The following is a 22,685-nucleotide window of genomic DNA, read 5'->3' as shown; positions in this document are numbered from 1 at the left end:
GAATCAGTGTGGCCATCCAGGGCCACTTGAACGATGGAGTTCCTTATGACGATTCATCCTCCTGCCTCCCCAGCCAGTTCGTCGGCCGGTGAGGCTCCCCGCCTGGAGCGGCAGCTGAGCAACCGGCACATCCAGCTCATCGCCATCGGCGGAGCCATCGGCACGGGCCTGTTCATGGGCTCCGGCAAAACGATTTCCGCGGCCGGACCGTCCGTGATCTTCGTGTACATGATCATCGGCTTCATGCTCTTTTTCGTCATGCGCGCCATGGGTGAGCTGCTGCTGAGCAACTTGAACTACAAGTCCTTCAGCGATTTCGCTGCCGACCTGCTGGGGCCGTGGGCGGGGTTCTTCACCGGCTGGACCTACTGGTTTTGCTGGGTGATCACCGGAATCGCGGACGTCATCGCCATCGCAGGGTACTCCCGGGAGCTCTGGCCGGGACTGCCGCTCTGGATCCCGGGTCTGGCGACCGTGGCCGTCCTGCTGCTGCTGAACCTGACCACCGTTAAGGCGTTCGGCGAGACCGAATTCTGGTTTGCCCTCATCAAGATCATCGCCATCGCCGCCCTGATCGTAGTGGGCATGTTCATGATCCTCACCGGGTTCCAGAGCGACGCCGGGCAGGCGAGCTTCACCAACCTGTGGAGCCACGGCGGCTTCTTCCCCAACGAGTTCATGGGCTTCGTGGCCGGTTTCCAGATTGCCGTGTTCGCCTTTGTGGGCATTGAACTGGTGGGCACCACGGCGGCCGAGGCCAAGAACCCCGAGAAGAACCTCCCCAAAGCCATCAACTCCATCCCGGTCCGCGTCCTGCTCTTCTACGTGGGCGCCCTCATCATCCTGATGTCCGTCACACCCTGGACCCAGTTCGCCGCCGGCCACAGCCCGTTCATCGCGATGTTCTCGCTGGCCGGACTCGGGGCCGCTGCCACGGTGGTCAACCTCGTGGTGCTGACCTCTGCCATGTCCTCGGCCAACTCCGGGATCTACTCCACCTCGCGCATGGTCTACGGCCTGGCCCAGGAAGGCGACGCACCGGCCGCCTTCGGCAGCCTGTCCCGCCGCAAGGTCCCCAACAACGCCCTGTTCCTGTCCTGCGTGCTGCTGCTCTCCGGCGTGGTGCTCATGTACGCCGGCCAGGACGTCGGCAAGGCGTTCGACATGGTCACGACCGTTTCCGCGGTCTGCTTCGTCTTCGTCTGGTCGATCATCCTCGCCAGCTACATCGCCTTCCGGCGCCGCCGGCCGCACCTGCACGACGCCTCCAGGTTCAAGATGCCCGGCGGCATTCCCATGGTGTGGGTGGTCTTCGCGTTCTTCGCCTTCGTCCTGTGGACCCTGACTACCCAGCCGGACACCCTGACCGCGCTGCTGGTCACGCCCGTCTGGTTCGTCCTGCTCGGTGCGGCCTGGCTGGTTCTGCGCCGCCGGCCTGCCCACCTGGCCCGCTACGCCGCGTTCCAGGAGGAGCTGCAGGCTGAGGAGACCGCCGCCCGCGAGCACGCCGGCGGGCGCCTCGAGGAGAAGGAAAGCGTTCAGGGATGATCAGGACAGAGGAACGGCCGACGGCGGAACGCCAGGTCCGCGGGGCCCGGACTCCCGCGACGGACAGTGAGTTTGTGCTCACCTTCCATTGCCCGGATGCCCTGGGAATCGTCCAGTCCGTTGCTGACTTCCTGCTCAGGCAGGAGTGCTACATCGTTGACCTCAAGCAGTTTGGCGACCGCACCGCCGGGCACTTCTTCATGCGGGTCCACTTCGCCGCAACGGGTGACACGGCGGGTGACATCACGGGTAACGCGGCGGGTGACGCCGCCGCCGTCGAACAGCTCCGGGACAGCTTCGCGCCGCTGGCGGGACAGTGGGGCATGGACTGGCGCCTGGAGCGCCATGGCCGCAGGCAGCGGATCCTGGTGATGGTGTCCCGGTACGATCACTGCCTCAACGACCTCCTGGTCCGCGCCCGCAGCGGAGAACTGCCGGTGGAGATCGCGGCCGTGGTGTCCAACCACCCCGACCTGGAGGGGCTCGCGGCCTGGCACGGGGTCCCGTTCCACCACATCCCCGTGACGCCGGAGACCAAACCCGAAGCGGAAGCCAAGCTCCTGGAACTGGTGGACGCGTCCGCCGTCGAACTGGTGGTTTTGGCCCGCTACATGCAGGTCCTCAGCGACTCTGCCACCGCCCGGCTCGCCGGCAAGGCCATCAATATCCACCATTCGTTCCTGCCCAGCTTCAAGGGCGCCAAACCGTACCACCAGGCGCATGAGCGTGGAGTGAAGACGGTGGGGGCCACGGCACACTACGTGAATTCGGAGCTTGATGAGGGGCCGATCATTGCGCAGCAGGTGATCGAAGTGGACCACACTTACACGCCCGCGGACCTGGTGTCCGTGGGCAAGGATGCCGAGTGCAAGGCCCTGACAAACGCTGTGCGCTGGCACGCCGAAGGAAGAATCATCCTGTCCGGAAACCGCACGGTCATCCTCCGCTGACATGCCCAACCAGACCTGGAGTTGCTCATGACGAACCCATTGCCTGTGCCGAACCAATTGCCGGCGCCGTTCCAACTGCCTGTGCGCCTGGAGATCATCCCCACGGACGGCATCATTCCCAAAGTCCGGGCGCACGTTCCCGCTGGCTCAACGCTGACGGTGACCTGCCTCCCGCACCACGGGGTTGAAGCCACCGTGCGGGCCTCGGTCCGGCTTGGCGAGCTGGGCTACAACGTGATTCCGCATCTGGCGGCACACAGCCTCGGGAGCCGCGCCCAGCTGGCAGGCCTGCTCCGCGACTGCGGGGCAGCCGGGATCACGGAGGTTTTCGCGATCGGCGGCGATGCTGCGGAGGCGGCAGGTCCCTACGGCACCAGCGGCCGGCTCATGGAGGACATCGCCGACCTGACCGGCGGGACCATGGCCATCGGCGTCGCCGGATACCCGGAAGGCCATCCGAAGTGCAACGAGCTGCAGATGCTCGACGCACTGCTGGAGAAACAGCATCTCGCCTCGAACGTGGTGACGCAGATGTGCTTTTCGGCGCCCAGGATCGGCTGGTATGCCGAACTGCTGCGCCGTGAAGGCGTCGACCTTCCCATCTGGGCCGGCGTTGCCGGGGCTGTCCCGCGGGCCAAGCTGATCTCGCTGGCCACCAAGATCGGGGTGGGTCCCTCGCTGAAGTTCCTGAACCGCAAGGGTCCGCTCGCCCGAAGGCTCCTGAACGCCGGCAGCTACTCATCACGGTCCCTGGTTTCCGAACTGTCGGCACTGGAACCTGCACTAGAGGGCATCCACCTCTACACCTTCAACAGCGTCGACACCCAGCCCGCACTGAACTGGAGCGGCGGGGAGGACGCCAGGGCCTCCTGAGCCCGGTCCCGTAACCAGAGCCCGAACGTACAGTCGTGGCCCCTTTTCCCCGGGAATTGGGGCCACAACTGTACGTTCGCGCTTTTTCTTGCCCGAAACATCTTGCATTGTGGGTTGAAACCCATAATATGGGAATAGCAAATGTGTCGCTCCTCACGCCCGACCCTGCTCCCAAGCCTTCAGTGCGGAAGGCCCAACGATCGGATTCCCCCTCATGCCAGACATCGCTGTCCTGATCAACACAGCCGTCGCGGTGCTCGCCGCCGTGCTGCTCATTGTCCGTTTCAGAGTCAACCCCGTCATCGCCCTGGTGGTCAGCTCCGTATACCTTGGCCTCGCCGTCGGCCTCGGCGTGGAGAAGACCGTCAGCACCATCACCGCCGGATTTGGCGACATCATGGTGGACGTCGGCCTGCTCATCGCGTTCGGCGTCCTCATGGGCTCCATCCTTAACCAAAGCGGAGCCATCCGGCGCCTCGTGGAGCACCTGCTCCACACGTTCGGTCCCAAGCGCCTGCCCTACACCATGGGCCTGGCCATCGGAACCTTGCTGCAGTCCATCTTCCTGGACGTCCTGCTCGTCATCTCCGCCCCGCTGGCCCGCAAGCTGGCACCCAAAATCGGCAAGCTCGGCACGGCACGCATGGCCACAGCCATGGCCATCGCCCTCGAATGCGGCATCGTCTTCACGGTCCCCGGCGTCGCATCGCTGGCCCTGGCAGGCCTCCTCAACGTGCCGCTCGGCAAAATGCTGCTGTTCGGCCTGCTGCTGGTCATCCCCACGATCATCATCGCCATCGCCATGATGACGTTCCTCTTCCGCCGCGGCTTCTGGAACGAGGCCAAGGATGAGGACCACACCTTCGTCGCCGAGGAAGACCGGGAAGGTGAAGAGGACCAGTACGACGGCGGTGCTGGCCGCCCGGTTGCCGCCGGCAACGCCGCCGGTCCGGGCACCAACGGAACCGAGGGCCCCAGCGCTGCCCAGTCCACCGGAAGCGTCGCCGTCGCGGAACGCGATCCCAAGCAGCTCCCGCTGATTGTCCTGTTTGCGCCCCTGCTGACCTCGCTGCTCCTCATCGGGGCCGGTGCCATCCTGCAGATCCTGAAGATCGACCTGCCCTGGCTGCAGCTCCTCGGCGAACCGGTCATCGCCCTGCTGATCGGCCTGATCGGCACCTGCCTCGTCACCCGCTCCGCCATCGGGCAGAAGCGCGTCGAGGAGGCCATCGCCGTCGGCTTCAAGGAGAGCGGCCAGATCCTGATCCTCACCGGCGTGGGCGGGTCGCTCGCCGCAACGGTAAAAGCGGCAGGCCTCGGCGACATCCTTGGCGGCTTCTTCTCCGCAAGCACCGTCGCCCCGCTCCTGGTGGTCTGGGGCATCGCGGCTCTGCTGCACATCGCCGTCGGCTCCGTCACGCTGTCCGCCATCACCGCCGCGGGCCTGCTGGCCCCTATCGCACCCGTCATCGGCCTGGACCCCGTGCTGCTGGCACTGTCCGCCGGCGCCGGTTCACTGTTCATGGTCCACGTCACCAGCAACACGTTCTGGCTCCTGCAGTCCCTCCTTGGCCAGAGCGTACGGGGTGCGCTGAAGTCGGTGACAGTCGGCGTCTCGGTGGCCTCCGTCGTCGCAATCCTCCTGATCATGCCCATGAGCCTGCTGTTCTAATCGAATCTGAGAACCCCGAACCTGATACCCCCGCTGAACCCGAGAACACCGCGCGTTTCCGGCGTACGCCCACGAAAGAAGAAGACACCATGACACCACCACGCATCGCGCCCCTGGAAGGCATCCGCGTCCTGGAACTCGGAAACTACATCGCCGCTCCGACGGCCGGCCGGCTCCTCGCCGACTTCGGCGCCGAGGTTATCAAGGTGGAGCGGCCCGGAACCGGCGACGAGCTGCGCAATTGGCGGCTGCACAAGGGCGACACCTCCATGCTGTACCGGACCATCAACCGCAACAAGAAGTCCGTGGTGCTGGACCTGCGGACCGAGGCCGGCAAGCAGGCGGTCCTGAAGCTCGCCGCGAAGTCGGACATCCTGCTGGAAAACTTCCGCCCGGGAACGCTGGAGAAGTGGGGCCTCGGACCGGAGGTCCTCAACGAGGCCAACCCGGAACTCATCATCACGCGCATCTCCGCCTTCGGGCAGACCGGTCCGCTGTCCGAGCGTCCGGGCTTTGCCGCCGTCGCCGAAGCGTTCGGCGGGTTCCGGAACCTCGTCGGGGACCCCGACCGGCCACCTGTACGTGTCGGCGTCTCGATCGGGGACTCCATCGCCGGCCTGTACGCCGCGTTTGGGTCGATGATGAGCCTCTACCAGCGTGAAGCGCGGCGCGGGAATGCGGGCAATGGAAACCCGTCCAGCGCTGTGCCGCTCACCGAGCGGGTGATCGACGTGGCCCTGAACGAGGCCATGTTCTCCATGATGGAATCCCTGATCCCCGACTACCAGGCCTACGGCGTGGACCGGCGGCGCGTGGGCGGCCGGATGGAAGGTATCGCGCCGTCAAACGCCTACATCTGCCGGGACGGGGCCAGCATCGTGGTGGCCGGCAACGGTGACTCGATCTACCAGCGGTACATGCAGACCATCGGCCGCCCCGACCTGGCCGAGGACCCCGCGCTGCAGAGCAACGCCGGCCGGTGGGACCGCCGCGAAGAGCTGGACCATGCCATCGGCGCCTGGACCGCGGAACTGGATGCCGCCGACGCCCTGGCCGCCCTCGACGCAGCCGGCGTTCCGGCCGGGCCCATTTACACGGCGGCGGACATCAGCAACGACAGCCAGTACGCTGCCCGCAACATGGTCCAGAAATTCGACGTCTCCACCGGCGAGGAGGTCCTGCCCGGCGTCGGCTTCCCGGGAATTGTTCCGGTGATCGGCAGCGAATCGCTCCCCATCCGGAACCTCGGCCCGGACCTGGGCGAAAACACGGCAGAAATCCTCTCGGGGCTCCTCGGCATGGAGCCGGCAGAGATCACAGCGGCCACCGGCCGCGAGGAGGCGCTCCAGGCATGAACCAGCACTACGAAACCAATCTCGCCTCGACCCTGGGCAACGCCATCCTCCGGGACGTCACCCTCCGGGACGGGCTGCAGCTCACGGGCAAAGTCCTCTCCACCGAACGGAAGGTGGAAACCGTCCGGGAACTGCTCCGGCTGGGCGTGCCGGCCATCGAGCTGGGCTCCATGGCCCGCCCGGACCTCGTCCCCACCATGGCCAACACCCTCGAGGTGGTCCAGAACCTCACGCCCGAGGAGCTGGACAAGTGCTGGATCTGGGTGGCCACCCCCGGCCACGTTGCCAAGGCCTCGGCTGCCGGAGCGCGCAACTTCCAGTACTGCATCTCGGCGTCGGACTCGCACAACCAGGCGAACATCGGACGCACCACGGAGGAGAGCCTCGCCGCGCTGCCCCAGGCAGTGCAGTACGCGCAGGAGGTCAACGGCCAGATCCAGCTGTGCATCGCAACGACCTTCACCTGCCCGTTTGAAGGAACCGTGCCCGAGCAGCGCATCCTGGCGATCGCCAACGACCCCCGCGCGGAGGGAACCACGGACATCGTCCTCTGCGACACCCTGGGCCAGGCCATCCCCGCCCAGGTGTCCGGCCTCATCCAGCGCGTGCGTGCGGAGTCCCCGGCCCGGCGGATCGTCTATCACGGTCACGACACCTGGGGCCTGGGCGTGGCCAACACCCTCGCCGCCATCCAGGCCGGCGCCGCCATGGTGGACGGCGCCCTCGGCGGACTGGGCGGCTGCCCCTTCGCCCCGGGCGCCAGCGGCAACACCTCCAGCGAGGACATCCTGTTCGCCACCCGCCCCGAGTGGGTGACTCCGGAAACCTTCGCGGACCTCGTTGTCCTGTCCGAGAAGCTGCTCGCCGAACTGGGTGAACCCAACCGCTCCAAGGCGGCGCAGGGCGCCAGGTCCAAGGCCCCGGCGTTCGGCTGGGTCATTCCGTCGGAAGGCGAGTAGGGATGGGCAGCCGTTTCCTGGTGACCACCGCCATCCCGGACCCGGGGCTGCAGCTGCTGTCCGACGCCGGCAGCGTCACCGTGCTGCCGTCCCCTCCCGACTACGAGACGCTGGCGGCGCTGTGCGCCTCAGGGGAGTACGACGTCGTCCTCACCCAGCTGCGCGACGTCATCGACGAGCCGCTGCTGGCCCGCGCGCGGGTGAAGGGCGTGTCCAACTTCGCGGTCGGCTACAACAACATCGATGTGGACGCCGCCACCCGGCACGGGATCCTGGTGGGCAACACGCCCGGGGTGCTGACGGATGCGACGGCGGACATCGCCATGCTGCTCATCCTCGGCACCGCCCGGCGGGTGGTGGAGGCGGACCGGCTGGTGAGGGACGGCAGGTTCCACGGCTGGGAACCGGAGCTGCTGCTGGGCCGGGACGTGTCCGGCGCGGTGCTGGGCCTGGCCGGCTTCGGCCGGATCGCCCGCGCCACCGCACGCCGCGCCCTGGGCTTCGGGATGGAGGTGCTCTTCGCGCCGCGGCCTCCCGGGCACCGGCCCGTCAGCGACGGGGAGCTCGGCGAGTTCGCCGGCAAGGTGCGGCAGGTTTCCTGGGATGAACTCGTGGAACGCAGCGACTTCCTGTCCCTGCACGTGCCGCTCAACGACCAGACCCGGCATCTGGTGGACCGCGCCGTGCTGGAGCGGATGAAGCCGGACGCCATCCTGATCAACACCGCCCGCGGGCCGGTGGTGGACGAGGCCGCCCTGGTCGCGGCGCTCCGGGACCGGGTCATCGCCGGCGCCGGGCTGGACGTGTTCGAGGACGAGCCGCGGCTCGCGCCCGGCCTGGCCGAGCTGCCCAATACGGTGCTGCTGCCGCACGTGGGCAGTGCCACCGTCCCGGTCCGCAGCGAGATGGCCCGCCTCAGCGCGCTCAACGCCGTCGCCATCGCCGAGGGACGCACCCCGCCCCACGCCGTCAATACCCTTACCGGCGCATGACCGTCCTGGTCGCCCCGGACAGCTTCAAGGGCACATACTCCGCGGCGGAGGTGGCAGCGGCCATCGCCGCCGGCATCCGTGCCGCCGGCGGGACGGCGGAAGAGCTGCCCGTCGCCGACGGCGGTGAAGGTACGTTCGACGCGCTGTGCAGCAGCCTGGGGGCCACGGCTGTTTCCGTCGCCGCGCAGAACCCGTGGGGTGAGCCGCTCACGGCGACCGTCGGGCTGTCACCGGACGGAACCGCCGTCGTCGAACTTGCCCAGGCCAGCGGCCTGAACGTGCCAAGCAGCCGCCCGCGGGACGCGGTGTCGGCCAGCACGTACGGCACGGGCATGATGGTTGCCGCCGCGGTGGACGCCGGCGCCACACATGTCATGGTGGCGGCGGGCGGCTCCGCCACCACAGACGGGGGCGCCGGCGCCATTGAAGCCATAAACGACGGCGGCGGCCTCCGGGGTGCCCGGCTCACCGTGCTCTCCGATGTCACGTCGACGTTCCTGGATGCGCCCCGAATTTTCGGGCCACAGAAGGGCGCCAGCCCCGCCGACGTCGGACTGCTGGAACAGCGGCTCAGGCAACTGGCGGACTCGTATCCGCGCAACCCGGCTGGCGTGCCGCGCACCGGGGCGGCGGGCGGCCTGTCCGGCGGGCTGTGGGCGCACTTCGGCGCGTCTCTTGTGTCCGGGGCCGACGCTGTCCTGGATGCCGCGCAGTTCGACCTGCACCTGGAAGCCGCGGACGCCGTCGTGGTGGGCGAGGGGCGGCTCGATTCGCAGACCGGGGAGGGCAAAATCATCTCGGCCATCCTGGAACGGGTGCGCCGCTCGGGGCGGAGCATCCCGGTGGTGGCCGTTTAAGCCTCGCCGGGGAACCGGCCGCCGATCAGCCGTGTCATGTGTTCGGCCGCTGCAAGCAGCGGCTCCACCCAGGCTTCACAGGTTTCCAGCGGCATCCGCAACGTCGGACCGCTGATGGTCACCGCGCCCACCAGCCCGGCCGCAGAGTCGAAAACCGGGGCGGAAAGCCCGGAGGCCCCGTCCTCCCGCTCACCCACCGTGATGGCAAAGCCGTCTGTCCGGGTCTGCTTCACCACGCTCACCAGGTCCTCGGAACTGGTGATGGTGGACTCGGTGATCGGTTCCAGCGGATCCTTGAGAACGGCGTCCATGAGCTCGGGATCCCAGGCGAGCAGGACGCGGCCGGCCGAGCCTGCGTAGAGCGGGAGCACCTTGCCGAGGTGCATCTCACGGCGCAGCGCATGGCGGGTTTCCGCCATGGCCACGCACACGCGGTAATGCTGCTCCGCCTTGAAGAAGCAGGCGGTCTCGCCGGTGGTGTCGCGCAGGGTCTTGAGCAAGGGGCTGAGGACGTCGATGACTTCCATGCCGCGGGTGGCCGGCGCCGCCCAGTACGCCATCCGCATGCCGATGCGGTAGGCGTCCTCCTCCCGGTCCAGGAAGCCCTGGGAGGTAAGGTTCGTGACCAGCCGCTGGACCGTGGACGTGGGCATCCCGGTGTATTCCCGGATGTCGCTCAGCGAGAGCACCGGCCGGGAGAGCGAGAAGGCATCCAGGATCGACGTGATCTTCGCCAGGACGAGCAGGGGGTTGCTGCTGGATTTCGCTGAAGCATCGGCTGCCGACATAGGACTCACGCTAGACGGTGGCTTCACCCCGGTCCAATCACCCCGCCTAATCTGCAGCCCGACCCCCTGCAGGTAGATTGAACAGGTGACCTTGACGTTGAAAAAGGCCGTCGCCTCCGACGGTGCGGAGCTCGCCTGGGCAGAGGAAGGCCAGGGCGAACCCCTGCTGCTGGTGGCGGGCCAGGCCACGGGAATGTCCGGCTGGGATCCGGTGGTGCCGGCCTGGCCCGTTCGTTCCGGGTCATCCGCTTCGACCACCGCGGCATCGGCGCCAGTACGGAAGGCCGCCCGGAAAACTACACCACGCGGGCTTTCGCCGCGGACGCGGTTGCGGTTCTCGATGCCGCCGGCGTCGCCAAGGCGCACGTCTACGGTCACTCGATGGGCGGCCGCGTCGCCCAGTGGATGGCGGTGGACTTCCCTGCCCGGGTGGCGTCGCTGGTCCTGGCGGCGACGAGTGCCGGCGAGGCCGGGGGAGTGGGGCGCGATCCTTCCGCCACCGCAGCCCTCGTCAGCGGAGACCCTGCGCGGATGGCGCCCTTGTTCTTCAGCCCCGCCTGGGCGCGGGTCAATCCGGCGGCCGTTGCGGCGTTTTTCCGGGTCCAGGCGTCTGCGGCGGTCAAGAGCCGGCATTTCCGGGCGAGCCGGCTGCACGATGCCTGGGACGTCCTTCCCGCCATCCAGGCCCCGGCGCTGATCATCCACGGCAGTGAAGACGCCCTTTCGCCCGTTGCCAACGCCGTCATGATGGCGGAGCGGATTCCGGACTCGCAGCTGATCCAGGTCGACGGCGGCCGGCACGGTCTGCACCTGGATGACGTCCGGGTGCAGCCCTGGATTGAGGACTTCCTGTCATTGGCGCTCCCCGCCGGGGCTGCGCACTGAACTCCGGCGGAAAAACTCCCATCGATTGCTCCGCAGGCGCCGTTTTGGAGTGTGAAAAGGGCACCTGCGGAGCAATCGATGGGGGTTCTAGAGGAGCAGCTCCCGGACGGTCAGCTGGAGCCGGATGGCCCAGGCGGCAGCCGCCGCTGCCTCGGCATCGCGCTCACGGTCGTCGCTGCCCCCGTCGCCAGCCACGTGCCTAAACTTCCAGTCCGACGGCGGTGTTCCCGACGGCGGTGCTCGCATGGGAGTCAGCCGGCCGGACCGGCGTCGCCAGGCCGAGGTTCTCGCGCAGCGTGGTGCCCGCGTACTCGGTCGGGTAGACGCCGCGCTCCTGCAGTGCCGGGACGAGGTGGTTGACGATGTCGTCCAGGCCGGTGGGGATCAGCCACGGCGAGATGTTGAAGCCGTCCACTGCACCGGTGCGGGCGTACTCGGCCAGCCTGTCGGCCACCTCCGTATAGGAACCAGTGAAGCTCGAGTCCCCGCGGCTGGTCCGGGCCGAGACGAACTGGCGGATGCTCAGGCCCTTGTCCCTGGCCTCGGCCCGCCACTGGTCCGCCAGCTGCTTCGCCTTGGCGCCATGGAAACCGCTGCCGCGGGTTTCGGAGGTCTCCTCCACCACGGGGTCGATGTCCGGCAGCGGCCCGTCCGGATCGTAGGCCTGGAGCTCGCGGCCCCAAAACTGCTCGAGGTAGGCGATGGCCTGCTCGGGGCCGATCTGCAGGCTACGCACCCAGTCCTTCTTCTCGAGTGCTTCCTGCGGGGTGGCGGCCAGGATGAACTCGCTCGCGGGCATGATCTTCACGTCGTTCGGGCCGCGGCCGGCCTTGACCGTACGCTCGACGATGTCGCGGCGGAAGTCCAGGGCATCGTCGAGCTTCGGGTGGGCGGAGAAGATGACGTCGGCCTGCCGGGCAGCGAAGTCGCGGCCCTCGGGCGAGTCGCCGGCCTGGAACAGCACCGGCCGGTACTGGGCGCTGCGCGGCAGCCGGGGCACGTAGTCCACCGTGTAGTGCTTGCCCTCGTGGTGCACGGGCCGGGCCGAACCGGGTGCGGCCCAGGCGGGGGCGGCAGGGCTCGACGCGATGGCGCCGTCCTCCCAGGAGTCCCAGATCCGCTTGGCCGTGTTGACGAACGCTTCGGCGTGGACGTAGCGGTCGGCGTGGTCCAGGTAGCCGCCGCGGCGGAAGTTCGCACCCGTCCAGGCGTTGTCCGTAGTGACCACGTTCCAGGCCGCGCGGCCGCCGGAGAGCAGGTCCAGGCTGGACAGCCGGTGTGCCAGGTCGGCGGGATCGTTGTACGTGGTGTTCTGCGTGGCCACCAGTCCGATGCGGCTGGTCACGGACGCCAACGCGGCCAGCATGGTCTGCGCGTCCGGCCGGCCGACGACGTCCAGCGCGTGCGGGCGGCCGAGGTGCTCGCGGAGACGCAGCCCCTCACCGAGGAAGAACGCGGCGAACAGGCCCCGTTCCGCGGTCTGGGCGATTCGGCGGAAGGACTCGAAGTCCGTTTGCGACCCGGATTCCGGCGACTTCCAGACCGTGCCCGAGTTCACGCCCTGGAAGAAGATGCCGAGCTGAAGCTGGCCGGAGGGCACGAAGCCGTTGCCGATGTGTGTGTCTGTCATGGGTCTCTCCCTAGTTCTGTGTGCCGGCATGCCGGCTGGACGGACGCTGCCGGCCCAGCAGGTCCCGGAAGGTGGAACCCGGCTGCTGCGGTGCGAGCAGGCCCCGGCGCCGGAGGGCAGGAAGCACCAGCTGGGCCAGCTCCTCCAGGTCCACGTCCAGGACCGCGGGGAGGACGCGCACGCCGTCGGCTGTCTCCAGAATGGAGGCCAGCAGGTCGGTGAGCCCCGCTGCGGTGCCGACGAAACGGGCACGGCTGCTCTGCCAGGGCGTGTGCGCATCGAGTTCGGCGAGCCGCCCGGCGGCGCTTTGCCCGCGGGCGTCGAGGATGATGTCGAGCTCGGCGATGATGGCCGCTGCGGGAGCGGCGGCGCGGGCCTCGGCGATCTCGCCTGCCAGCAGCTCGGGCGTGGGCGCGGAGACGAGGACGGCATCCGCCGCGCCGGTAGTGAGCTGGTCCGCGTCCAGCAGGCCGGCCGGCGCCAGGACCGGCAGCTGGCCCTGCAGCGGACGGGGAATGATGGACGGCCCCTTGACGGAATAGCCGCCGTCGCTTTCCGCGGCACCGGTGCTTTCGAAGTCCACATAGTGCAGCTTGTCGACATCGATGTACCGGCCGGTGGCGACGTCGCGGATCACAGCGTCGTCCTCCCAGGAGTCCCAGAGCCGGCGGCTGACCTCGATGGAATCGGCGGCTTCCCGGCCCACGGCGTCAGAGGCGACAACAGAACGTCCGACGGCGGCAGCATCCGCCGCCCGGTCCGACGCCGCCACCAGCCACCCGGCGCGGCCGCCGGACACATAGTCCAGGCTGGCCAGCTGCGTGGAGATGTGGAACGGCTCCGTGTACACGGTGTCCACCTCGGGGACCAGCACGATGGAAGAGGTAACGGGCCCGGCGAAGGCCGCGCGTTGCAGCGCGTTCAGCCGGCCCGGGATGTCGCGGCCGCCGGGCCCGGAAGATGCAGGGGCCAGCGATCCGTCCGCGAACGTGGCCACGTGGAAACCGGCCGATTCGGCGGCCAGCACCGTGGCGCGGACGCGGGTGCCGTCGAGCAGTTCGGCGGGGGTGTGCCGGGCCTTGCGCCAGGCGGCGGGGTGCGCCCCATCGCCGTCGAGTTCGATGGCCAGGAAGGAATTGGCTGCGGTGCTCACTGTCCGGCCTGCCTTTCGTGGGGGTTCTGTTCGCCCGCTTCGATGGCGACTGCCAAGCGGTTTTCGGCCGGCGGCAGCGGGCAGGTGGCGAGGTCGGTGTAGGCGCACGGCAGGTTCACGGCGCGGTTGAAGTCCAGGACCACGCGGCCGTCGGCGTCCGGCGCGCCCACCGTGAGCGAGCGGTTCGCCGCGTACGTGGTCCTGCCGGATGTGGCGTCGGTGAACAGTACGGACAGGGTGCCCGGCGCGTGGCCGTTGAAGGCCGTGAGGGTGAGGTCCTGGCCGTCCAGCTCGAAGCGGATCTCGCCGGGCGCTTCGTACACGTGCACAATGCCCTCGACGGCGGCCCCCACCGTTGTGGGCCGCGGCTCGTCAAAGGCCACGTACACGCCCCCGACGGCGAAGCGCGGGTCCGGCGCGTAGGCCGGCGTGCCGCGGTACCCGTTGAGCAGCGGGTTCTCCGGGTGCCGGGGGCGGACGATGTATTCGCCGCCGCGCTTGGCGAGTTCGACGACGGCGGGACCCGCCGCGAGGTTGATCCCCTCACGCTCGGCGATGGGATCGAAAACGACGGCGGTGCTTCCGTTCTCAACGGTGCTGCCGTTCAGCTCCCGGCCGTCCCGCAGCAGGCTTTCGCCGGCCTCCAGAACCACCGTGACGGCGTCGTCCTTTACGCTCCAGGTGCCCGGAACACCCTCGAGCCGGGCAGGTTCCGCGCCCAGCCAGTGCAGGTGGGTGACCGCGAGGAAGCCGTGCGGATCGGCACGGCGGCGCTCATGCGCGGCGTGCCACTGCTCCCATTCGGCGGCGAAGGCGGCGCCGGTTTCAGTGTGCGTAGACGTAGGCATTCGGACTCCTGTGGTTGCTGTGGTCGGTGGTGACGGCTGAGGCGGCATCCGGTTCGGTGGCTCCCGCAAAGCCGGGGCGGCCGCCGAAGGGATCCGCGGACTCCCAGAGCGTGGTGGGGGCTGACGCCCGGACGGCCGGGATGACCTCGAGCGCGAACCGCTCCAGGATCTCCAGCTGCTGCTCGAAGGGGAGTGTGGTGGGCAGCGAGATGGACTGCAGATCGTGCCCGTACAGCGCGTGGTAGCTGAGGATCTTGTCGATCACCTGTTCCGGGCTGCCGACGAGGGCGGGGCCCTCCGACACCGCGTGGTCGATGTCCCGGAACGGCGAGTTGTTGCCGGGGACGTTGCGCGCGGCCGTGAGTGCCTCGTACACAGGGCCGTATTGGCGCTTGGCCTCCTGCGTGGTGCTGGCGATGAACACGCCGCCTGCCCCGCTGCCCGAACCCAGGTAGCGGTGCCGCGGATCATGGCCGTGCCGCTCGTACTCCGCCACGTAGTGGTCGATGAGCACCTTGTAGTTTTCCCGCGGCTGGATGGCGTTGGCGGTGAACAGCGGGTCGCCCCAGCGGGCTGCCAGCGCCGCGGACGTCAGGGTTGTAGCAGACCCGTGCCAAATCCGCGGGGAACCGGCGTAGGGGCGGGGCGTGGTGGTGGTCGGATCGGTGAGTGCGGGGCGAAAGCGGCCGGACCAGGTGATGTCCTCCTCGCGCCAGAGCCGGCGCAGCAGGGCGTACTTCTCCTCCAGCAGGTCCCACTGGTCCGCCAGGTCCAGGCCGAAGAGCGGGTACTGCAGCACCTCGTTGCCCTTGCCGATGACCAGTTCCAGCCGGCCGCGGCTGAGCTGGTCGATCGTGGCGTAGTCCTCGGCTGCGCGCACCGGGTCCAGCACGGACAGGACTGTGACGCCGGTCTGCAGCCGGATCCGGGAGGTGACGGCGGCGATGGCGGCGAGCACCGTGGTGGGAGAGGAGGGGATGAACTCCCCGGCGTGCCGCTCTCCCACGGAGAAGCTGTCGTAGCCGAGCTCCTCGGCCCGCCGGGCGGTCTGCACCACCTGGTTCAGCCGGTCCGCGGTGGACACGATCTCGCCGGTGACCGGGTTCTTCAGGTGCGGAATGATGTCCAGGACCTGGAACTTCACTTTGAAGCCCCCGTCTGAGCAGCCCCCGTCCGGGTGGAAGCGAAGTTGGCCTCGGTCACGGTCTTGGATTCGGGCAGGGCTTCCTCGGACAGTCCCCAGCGGTCCAGCACCTTGCCGTAGGAGCCGTCCTTGATGGCGGAGTTCAGAGCCTCGGTGATCACCGGCGCGAGGCCGTTGCCCTTGAGCGTGGTGGCGGCCACGAGGGTCTCCGACGGCCAGCCGGCGTTGACCTTGCCGACGATCTTCAGGTCGTCGCGGGTGTTTTCCCGGTAGACCGTCGAGGGGTAGGGCGCGATGTTCAGGTCGGTCCGGCCGGAGGACAGGGCAAGGATGGTGTCTGCGTCGGAGGAGTAGTACTGCAGGCTGGCAGGTTCCTTGCCCCTGGCCTCAAGCTCCTTGTTCCAGGCCAGCAGGATCTTCTCCTGGTTGGTGCCCGAGCCTACGGAAACCTTCAGGCCGGAGATGTCGTCCGCGCCCCGGATGTTGTAGGTCGAGGACTTCTTCGCCTCAAAGCCCATGTATGCTGCCCGGTAGCTGGCGAAGTCGAAAAGCTTTACCCGGTCCTTGTTGATGCCCACGTTGGAAAACACCGCTTCGAAGTCGCCGGACTGCGTCTTCAGCGGCCAGTTCTCCCAGGACGTGACCTGGATGTCGAGCTCCAGGCCCAGCTTGTCCGCCACCAGCTGGGCGATGTCCAGCTCGGAGCCGATGGGCGTCTTGTCGTCCGTGGCGTGGAAGGACAGCGGGATGGAGCCTGCGGTGGTGGCCACGGTCAGCTTGCCGTCCCTGCCGATCAGCGCCGGCACCTTGGCGGCCAGCGCGGCGTCCTTGTCGGCGCGGATCCGCTGTTGGTCCGGTGAGGTGTTGTACACGACGCCGTTGCGGCCCGCTGTCGTTGCCGCCCCGCCTGTGGCGGAACCGGCAGCCGAGGCACCGGGGTCGGAGCAAGCGGACAGGGCCAGTGCGCTGGAAAGCACGACGGCGGGAAGCGCGGCGAGGCTGCGCCGGCTGCGGAAGCGCGGGCTGCTTGGGCGGGGCGGGGCGGAGAGTGCCATGGGAATTCCTTAGATATTGAAGGCGGGCTCGATCACCTTGGAGAAGAAACTCCGGGTGCGTTCTTCCTGCGGGCTGGTGAAAATGTCCTGGGGTTTGCCCTGTTCGACGATCTGGCCCTGGTCCATGAACACCACGGTGTCCGCCACGTCGCGGGCGAAGCCCATCTCGTGCGTGACGATGATCAGGGTGGTCCCGGACTTGGCCAGCTCGCGGATCACGTCCAGCACCTCGTTGACCAGTTCGGGATCAAGGGCGGAGGTGGGCTCGTCGAAGAGCAGGATCTTGGGGTCCAGCGCCAGCGCCCGGGCGATGGCGACGCGCTGCTGCTGGCCGCCGGAGAGCTGGCGGGGGTAGGCGCCGGCGCGGTCCCGCAGGCCCACCCGGTCCAGGAGTTCCAGGCCGCGCTCGCGGGCTTCGGCCTGTGACTTCCCCTGCGCGACGACCGGCGCCTCGGCCACGTTCTCAAGCGCCGTGAGGTGCGGAAACAGGTTGAAGTTCTGGAACACCATCCCGATTTCGGTGCGCTGCTTCAGGATGTCCTTCTCGGGCAGCTCGTGCAGCTTGTTGCCCCTGACCCGGTAGCCCACCAGCTGGCCGTCGATGGCGATGAACCCGGCATCCACCTTCTCCAGGTGGTTGATGGTGCGCAGCAGGGTGGACTTCCCGGAACCGGAAGGGCCGACGATGACGGCCACGCCGCCAGGCTCCACCGTCAGTGAGATGCCCTTCAGGACCTCGGTGGGACCAAACGACTTCCGGACCTTGGTGATCTCCACCAGCCCGCGGGTGGCGGCGGGTGCCTCAAGAGTTGTGCTCATCGGAGTCACTTCCTTCCGGTGGTGTTGAGCGGTGCGTGCGTGGCGAAGAACTTCCGGGCCTTCTGCAGCGGTGTGAGCGGCAGGGTGCGGACGGCGCCCTTGGAGTAGTGGCGCTCGATGTAGTACTGGAACACGCTGAGCACGGAGGTGATCACCACGTACCAGAGCGTGGCCACGAGCAGCAGCGGCAGGACCTGCTGGGTGCGGTTGTAGATGACCTGGACGGTGTAGAAGAGCTCTGAGTAGGCAAGGACGTAGACGATCGAGGTGCCCTTGACCAGGCCGATGATCTCGTTGAAGGCCGTGGGCAGGATGGCGCGCATGGCCTGGGGCAGCACGATCCGGGTGGACCGGCGCCAGGCGGGGATGCCCAGGGCGGCCGCCGCCTCGAGCTGGCCCTGGTCCACGGACAGGATGCCGCCGCGGATGATCTCGGCCGAGTAGGCGGCCTGGTTCAGCGTCAGGCCGAGCACCGCCGCCGCGAACTGGCTGATCAGGGTGGTGGTCTGTGCCTCGAAGAAGCGGATGTCCGTGAACGGGATGCCCAGGCTGATCTTCTCGTAGAGGTAGCCCAGGTTGTACCAAAGCAGCATCTGGACCAGCAGCGGCGTGGACCGGAAGATCCAGGAGAACGTCCAGGACACGGAGACCAGCAGCGGCGAAGCGGACAGCCGCATGAGGGCCAGGATGAAGCCCAGGATGAAGCCGAGCGCCCCGGAGATGGCGGTGAGCTTGAGGGTTTCCACCAGGCCGTTCACCACGGACTTGGCGGTGAACCATTGGGCCACCACGCCCCATTCCCAGCGCGGGTTGGTGGCCAGCGACCACGCGACGGCGGCCACGCCGAGGGCAACGATTAGGGTGCCCACCCAGCGCCAGGGGCGGCGGGCAGGAACCAGACGGTAGTCGGCGTAGTCGACGGCGGCACGCAGTTCGGCGGGGCCGGCCGGCACCGCCGGTGCCCCGCTTGCGGACGCCGCGCCGGCGGCCGGTGCGTCAGTGGCGGCCTTTGTGTCAGTGGGGGACGGTGCCTCAGTGGGGGACTGGGACGTCCTTGTAGCTGCTGAACTCATGCGCCATCTCGCTTCTTCCGGTTGGTATTTCTGGGGTGGTTGGCTGCAAATCTAGGTGCGCTCGGAAGGCCGGGCAAAGCCGCCTGTTGCATTCGTTCACGCGGCTTAGCGGGGCGTCATGAGACGAATTCTTGCGCCGATTTACGGGCCATTACGCGGGGTGAACGGCCGTGACAGCGCCCTCGACCAGCGGTTTGTCCAGACCCTAGATTGAGGGCCCAAGCCCTTCCCCAGTGGCCCTTTCCAAGGGGCCCTTTCCCACCAGGAGTTTCCGATGCCAGCGCAGCACCCATCCGTGGTTTTCATCGGCGGTGGCCCGCGCACGGCCGGAATCCTCGAACGGCTCGCGGCCAACAGGCGGGGGCTCGCGGGCGGCCCTATGCGCATCCACATCGTGGAGCCGTACGAACCCGGCTCCGGTCGGATCTGGCGCTTCGACCAGGAACCCGGCCTGATGATGAACTCCACCGCGGCGGATGTCACGATGTTCACCGACTCCTCCGTGCTGTGCGAGGGACCGCCCATCGACGGCCCCGGCCTGGCCGCGTGGGCTGCGGGCGTGCGCGACGGTTCCATCACCGACGTGCCCGCTCTGCCGCCACACGTGCGGGAACAGCTGCGGTCGCTGACGGGCAGCTCCTTTGCCACCCGGCAGCTGCAGAGCAAGTACCTTGAGTGGTTCTACCGCCGCGCCGTCCGCGCCCTCGGCAGCGACGTCACCGTCACCGTCCACCGCGACACCGCGCTCAGCGTCGAACCAGTTAGCGTCGAACCACAGGACGGCGGCGGGTACAGCGTGCGGCTGGCCGGCGGCGCGACGCTGCACGCCGACGTCGTGATCACCGCCCTGGGGCACACCGACGCGGAGCCGGATCCCCGCTCCGCCGCCTGGAGCGATTTCGCGGCCCGGCACGGCGGGTTCCACGCGGCACCCAGCTACACCACCGACGTCGACTATTCCCGGATCGCCCCGGGCCAGGACGTCATCGTCTCCGGCATGGGACTGGCCTTCGTGGACCTGCTGGTGCTGCTCACCGAGGGCCGCGGCGGCCGTTTTGAAGAGACGTCCGACGGCGGGCTGCGCTACCTTCCGTCCGGGGCCGAGCCCAGGCTCTGGGCCGGGTCACGCCGCGGCGTGCCGTTCCACTCCAAGATTTCCGTGGCCCTGCGCGGCGAACCGGCGGCGGCGCCCCGGTTCTTCACGGCAGACGCCGTGGGCGCGCTCCTGGCGGAGCACACGGAACTGGATTTCCGCGCCCACCTCTGGCCGCTGATCGCCAAGGACGCCGGCTACGGCTACTACCGGGAGCTGTTCACCGGCAGCCCGGAGCGGGTGGCGCTGGGCTGGGACGAGTTTGCTGAGCGGTTTGCTGCCGTGGATTGGTACAGCAGCGCCCGCAGCGAGCTCGTCGCCGCGGCCGTGCCGGACGCGGAGCTGCACCTGGACCTCGAACGGCTCGACAGGCCGTTCAGCGGGCAACTTTTCTCCGGCCACGACGACGTCCAGGACGCGGTGGCCGCCTACATCGAGCATGACCTCGAGCTGCGGACGGGACCCGACCACCCGGAAACGCTGGCGCTGTTCATGGCACTGCTGAAGGTGTACATGGAGCTGGGCGGGATCGTTCCGCCCGAACGGCTGAACGCCCGCTCACAGGAGGACGTGCATGGCTGGTGGCACGGGTTCTTCAGCTTCGTGGATTCCGGCCCGCCGCCCCGCCGGCTGCGCGAAATGCTGGCCGTCCACCGCGCCGGGCTGCTGCACTTCCTGGGGCCGGGGCTTGCCGTTGCCGCCGACGACGCCACCGGCGAGTTCGTGGCGACGTCCGCTCAGTCACCGGTGAGCCTGCGGACGAAGGCCTTCATCGAGGCGCGGCTGCCCGGCCCCGCCGTGGCCCGCTCCGCCAACCCGCTGCTCCGCTCGCTGCACGGCACGGGCCTCGGCGCGGAGCAGCACCTGCTCACGTCCGACGGCGGCCACTCCACCGGCCGGCTCCTGGTCACCTCGGGCCACCGGATCGTCGGCCGGAGCGGTGAGGCCCGGAGCCGCCTGTTCGGCATCGGCCCCGGGACCTCCGGCTGGGGAGCGGGCGCGTTTGCCCGGCCCGGCACCAACGCGGCGCCGTTCCGGGAAAACGACGCCCTCGCGAGAAAAATCCTTGAAGCGGTCTCCGGCGCCGGCCGGCCCCGCGCCGCTGCCGCCGTCGGAAAGGCCTGAAAGATGCAACTGGAAGCAACGCCCTCCACCCTCACCGTCCTCGAACTGCCCATGCACGACCCCCGGGTCCGGCCGCTCCTGGACGAGCTCGCCGTCGAGTACGACACCCGCTACGGCGACCTCTTCGGCCGTGGCGCGGCCGAAGAGGAACTGAACAGGTACCCGGCCGAGGAATTCGAGGCGCCGGGCGGGGCCCTGCTGATCATCCAGGAGAACGGCGAGTCCGTGGCCGGCGGGGCATACCGCCGCTATGACGCCGAAACCGCCGAGTTCAAGCGGATCTGGACGCACTCCGCCCACCGGCGGCGGGGACTGGCCCGCCGGGTGCTCGGGGAACTGGAGCGGCTGGCCGCGGAGCGCGGGTACCGCGGCGTCTACCTCACCACGGGCCCGCGCCAGCCGGAGGCCAAGTACCTGTACCTGAACACCGGGTACACGGCCCGGTTCGACCTTGCCGCCGACCCCGAGACCATCGGGCCGCTGGCGTTCACCAAGGACCTGTCCGTGCTGGCAGGGGACCCCGCGTAGGTGCCGCTTCAGGACCGGGGTGAGGCGCCCAGGTTCACGGGGTCTTCATCGGTCAGGTAGGCAAACTCGGAGTGGGCTGCGATGTCGATCCCGCGCAGTTCGTCCTCCTCGTGGATGCGCAGGCCCATGGTCATGTCCACCACCTTGGCGATCACCCAGGTCAGGCCGAAGGAGTAAGCCAGCACGGCAACGGTGGCGATTGACTGGATGCCCAGCTGGCGCAGCCCTCCGCCGTACAGCAGGCCGCTGACGCCGTTGGGTGCGCTGCTCGTGGCGAAGATGCCGATCAGCAGAGTACCGATGATGCCGCCCACGAGGTGCACGCCCACCACGTCGAGCGAGTCGTCGAAGCCGAGGCGGAACTTCCATTCGATCGCCAGCGAGCAGACAGCACCGGCGATGGCGCCGATGGCCACGGCACCCAGCGGGCTGACCGCGCCGCAGGCGGGCGTAATGGCCACGAGGGCGGAAACCAGCCCCGATGCGGCACCCATGCTGGTGGTGGCGCCGTGCCTGATCCGTTCAACGACGGCCCAGGCGAGCAGGCCGGCGGATGCCGCCACGGCGGTGTTGAGGAACACCACCGAGGCCGAATGGCCGGCGGCCAGCGCGGATCCGGCGTTGAACCCGAACCAGCCCACCCAGAGCAGGCCGGCGCCCACCAGCACCAGGGGACGGCTGTGCGGCTTGGAATGTTCCATCTTGGGCCAGCCGGAGCTGCGGCCCAGAACCAGTGCCAGGGCGAGGGCGGCGGCGCCGGCGTTCATGTGCACGGCGGTTCCGCCGGCGAAGTCGATGGCCTTGATGCCGTTGGCGATCCAGCCGCCCGTCACCGAGCCGTCCGCGGAGTTGAAGGCGAACACCCAGTGCGCGATGGGGAAGTAGACCAGCGTGGCCCACACGCCGGCGAACACCATCCAGGCGCCGAACTTCATCCGCCCGGCGGCCGCACCGGCAACCAGGGCGGTGGTGACGCAGGCGAAGAACAGCTGGAAGGACGTGAACAGCGCCGCCGGCAGGGCGGCATCGGGATTATCCTGCAGCATTGGCTCGAGGCCTGCGTACTGCGTGACATCCCCGATCAGGCCCAGGCCGTTCACGGAACTGCCAAAGGCCATCGAGTATCCAAACAGTGCCCACAGGACGGCCACAAGGCTCGCCCCGCCAAAGCACATCATCATCATGTTCAGGATCCGGCGCGATCCCACCATGCCCCCGTAGAAGAGGGCCAAAGCGGGAATCATCATGCACACCAGTGCGGAACTTGCGAGGATCCAGGCAACATCTCCAGCGTTCATTTCGAACTCCACTCAGGAAATCGGTGGGTGGCATTTTTGC

The 22,685-nt window shown here is 68.5% G+C and carries 20 protein-coding genes; 11 read left to right on the top strand and 9 right to left on the bottom strand.

Features of this window, described 5'->3' with window-relative positions; genetic code table 11:
- Positions 1-45 precede the first annotated feature (45 nt).
- The 8 genes from cycA to R5O87_RS12490 all read left to right on the top strand — a co-directional run bounded on the left by cycA (position 46) and on the right by R5O87_RS12490 (position 9,206).
- The gene (gene cycA, locus R5O87_RS12525; RefSeq protein WP_410554234.1) at positions 46-1,548 is read left to right on the top strand and encodes a D-serine/D-alanine/glycine transporter; all 1,503 of its coding nucleotides are present in this window, start codon (positions 46-48) and stop codon (positions 1,546-1,548) included.
- Complete coding sequence (gene purU / locus R5O87_RS12520; protein WP_410554233.1) at positions 1,545-2,498, top strand: formyltetrahydrofolate deformylase; 954 nt, start codon at positions 1,545-1,547, stop codon at positions 2,496-2,498. The genes cycA and purU overlap by 4 nt, the downstream gene beginning before the upstream one ends.
- 27 nt (positions 2,499-2,525) lie before the next feature.
- Complete coding sequence (locus R5O87_RS12515; protein WP_410554232.1) at positions 2,526-3,371, top strand: methylenetetrahydrofolate reductase; 846 nt, start codon at positions 2,526-2,528, stop codon at positions 3,369-3,371.
- A gap of 214 nt (positions 3,372-3,585) precedes the next feature.
- Positions 3,586-5,043: a GntP family permease gene (locus tag R5O87_RS12510; protein WP_410554231.1), complete on the top strand. Its 1,458-nt coding sequence runs from the start codon at positions 3,586-3,588 to the stop codon at positions 5,041-5,043.
- Between the two features lie 89 nt (positions 5,044-5,132).
- On the top strand, positions 5,133-6,398 hold the full coding sequence (locus R5O87_RS12505; protein WP_410554230.1) for a CaiB/BaiF CoA transferase family protein: 1,266 nt from the start codon (positions 5,133-5,135) through the stop codon (positions 6,396-6,398).
- On the top strand, positions 6,395-7,357 hold the full coding sequence (locus R5O87_RS12500; protein WP_410554229.1) for a beta/alpha barrel domain-containing protein: 963 nt from the start codon (positions 6,395-6,397) through the stop codon (positions 7,355-7,357). Before R5O87_RS12505 ends, R5O87_RS12500 begins: the two co-directional genes overlap by 4 nt.
- 2 nt (positions 7,358-7,359) lie before the next feature.
- Complete coding sequence (locus tag R5O87_RS12495; RefSeq protein WP_410554228.1) at positions 7,360-8,349, top strand: 2-hydroxyacid dehydrogenase; 990 nt, start codon at positions 7,360-7,362, stop codon at positions 8,347-8,349.
- Positions 8,346-9,206 (top strand): glycerate kinase, encoded by an 861-nt coding sequence (locus R5O87_RS12490; RefSeq protein ID WP_410554227.1) that lies wholly within the window; start codon positions 8,346-8,348, stop codon positions 9,204-9,206. Before R5O87_RS12495 ends, R5O87_RS12490 begins: the two co-directional genes overlap by 4 nt.
- Here the strand turns inward: R5O87_RS12490 and R5O87_RS12485 are convergent.
- On the bottom strand, positions 9,203-9,994 hold the full coding sequence (locus R5O87_RS12485; RefSeq protein ID WP_410554318.1) for an IclR family transcriptional regulator: 792 nt from the start codon (positions 9,992-9,994) through the stop codon (positions 9,203-9,205). The two genes, R5O87_RS12490 and R5O87_RS12485, sit on opposite strands and share 4 nt — an antisense overlap.
- A gap of 135 nt (positions 9,995-10,129) precedes the next feature.
- Between R5O87_RS12485 and R5O87_RS12480 the strand changes: the two genes are divergently transcribed.
- Complete coding sequence (locus R5O87_RS12480; RefSeq protein ID WP_410554317.1) at positions 10,130-10,879, top strand: alpha/beta fold hydrolase; 750 nt, start codon at positions 10,130-10,132, stop codon at positions 10,877-10,879.
- A 199-nt stretch (positions 10,880-11,078) separates the two neighbouring features.
- On the opposite strand, the gene R5O87_RS12475 is transcribed toward R5O87_RS12480, so the two are convergent.
- The 7 genes from R5O87_RS12475 to R5O87_RS12445 are packed head-to-tail and all read right to left on the bottom strand — an operon-like array spanning position 11,079 to position 18,601.
- Positions 11,079-12,509: an NtaA/DmoA family FMN-dependent monooxygenase gene (locus tag R5O87_RS12475; protein WP_410554226.1), complete on the bottom strand. Its 1,431-nt coding sequence runs from the start codon at positions 12,507-12,509 to the stop codon at positions 11,079-11,081.
- A gap of 10 nt (positions 12,510-12,519) precedes the next feature.
- The gene (locus R5O87_RS12470) at positions 12,520-13,662 is read right to left on the bottom strand and encodes an LLM class flavin-dependent oxidoreductase (RefSeq protein ID WP_410554225.1); all 1,143 of its coding nucleotides are present in this window, start codon (positions 13,660-13,662) and stop codon (positions 12,520-12,522) included.
- A complete protein-coding gene (locus R5O87_RS12465; protein ID WP_410554224.1) occupies positions 13,659-14,510 on the bottom strand; it encodes a DUF1684 domain-containing protein in 852 nt (283 codons plus the stop codon). Before R5O87_RS12465 ends, R5O87_RS12470 begins: the two co-directional genes overlap by 4 nt.
- Entirely contained in the window at positions 14,488-15,654 is a 1,167-nt protein-coding gene (locus tag R5O87_RS12460) for an LLM class flavin-dependent oxidoreductase (RefSeq protein ID WP_410554223.1), read from the bottom strand. The genes R5O87_RS12465 and R5O87_RS12460 overlap by 23 nt, the downstream gene beginning before the upstream one ends.
- The gene (locus R5O87_RS12455) at positions 15,651-16,709 is read right to left on the bottom strand and encodes an ABC transporter substrate-binding protein (protein ID WP_410554222.1); all 1,059 of its coding nucleotides are present in this window, start codon (positions 16,707-16,709) and stop codon (positions 15,651-15,653) included. The genes R5O87_RS12460 and R5O87_RS12455 overlap by 4 nt, the downstream gene beginning before the upstream one ends.
- A gap of 9 nt (positions 16,710-16,718) precedes the next feature.
- Positions 16,719-17,528, bottom strand: coding sequence for an amino acid ABC transporter ATP-binding protein (locus R5O87_RS12450; protein WP_410554221.1), 810 nt, complete (start codon positions 17,526-17,528; stop codon positions 16,719-16,721).
- Between the two features lie 5 nt (positions 17,529-17,533).
- Entirely contained in the window at positions 17,534-18,601 is a 1,068-nt protein-coding gene (locus R5O87_RS12445) for an amino acid ABC transporter permease (RefSeq protein ID WP_410554220.1), read from the bottom strand.
- A gap of 274 nt (positions 18,602-18,875) precedes the next feature.
- Here R5O87_RS12445 and R5O87_RS12440 point away from each other — a divergent pair, with 274 nt between their 5' ends.
- Positions 18,876-20,819 carry an FAD/NAD(P)-binding protein gene (locus tag R5O87_RS12440; protein WP_410554219.1) on the top strand — a complete coding sequence of 648 codons (1,944 nt, stop codon included), beginning with the start codon at positions 18,876-18,878 and terminating at the stop codon, positions 20,817-20,819.
- Positions 20,820-20,822: 3 nt separating this feature from the next.
- Positions 20,823-21,347 carry a GNAT family N-acetyltransferase gene (locus tag R5O87_RS12435; RefSeq protein ID WP_410554218.1) on the top strand — a complete coding sequence of 175 codons (525 nt, stop codon included), beginning with the start codon at positions 20,823-20,825 and terminating at the stop codon, positions 21,345-21,347.
- 8 nt (positions 21,348-21,355) lie between these two features.
- Here the strand turns inward: R5O87_RS12435 and R5O87_RS12430 are convergent, their stop codons facing one another.
- Positions 21,356-22,645 (bottom strand): ammonium transporter, encoded by a 1,290-nt coding sequence (locus tag R5O87_RS12430; protein WP_410554216.1) that lies wholly within the window; start codon positions 22,643-22,645, stop codon positions 21,356-21,358.
- Positions 22,646-22,685: the final 40 nt, after the last annotated feature.

This window comes from Arthrobacter globiformis, from assembly GCF_046536215.2.
GTDB classification, from domain to species: domain Bacteria; phylum Actinomycetota; class Actinomycetes; order Actinomycetales; family Micrococcaceae; genus Arthrobacter; species Arthrobacter globiformis_E.
Note: the sequence above shows the minus strand (reverse complement) of the source record. Positions and strands in the feature narration are given on the sequence as shown.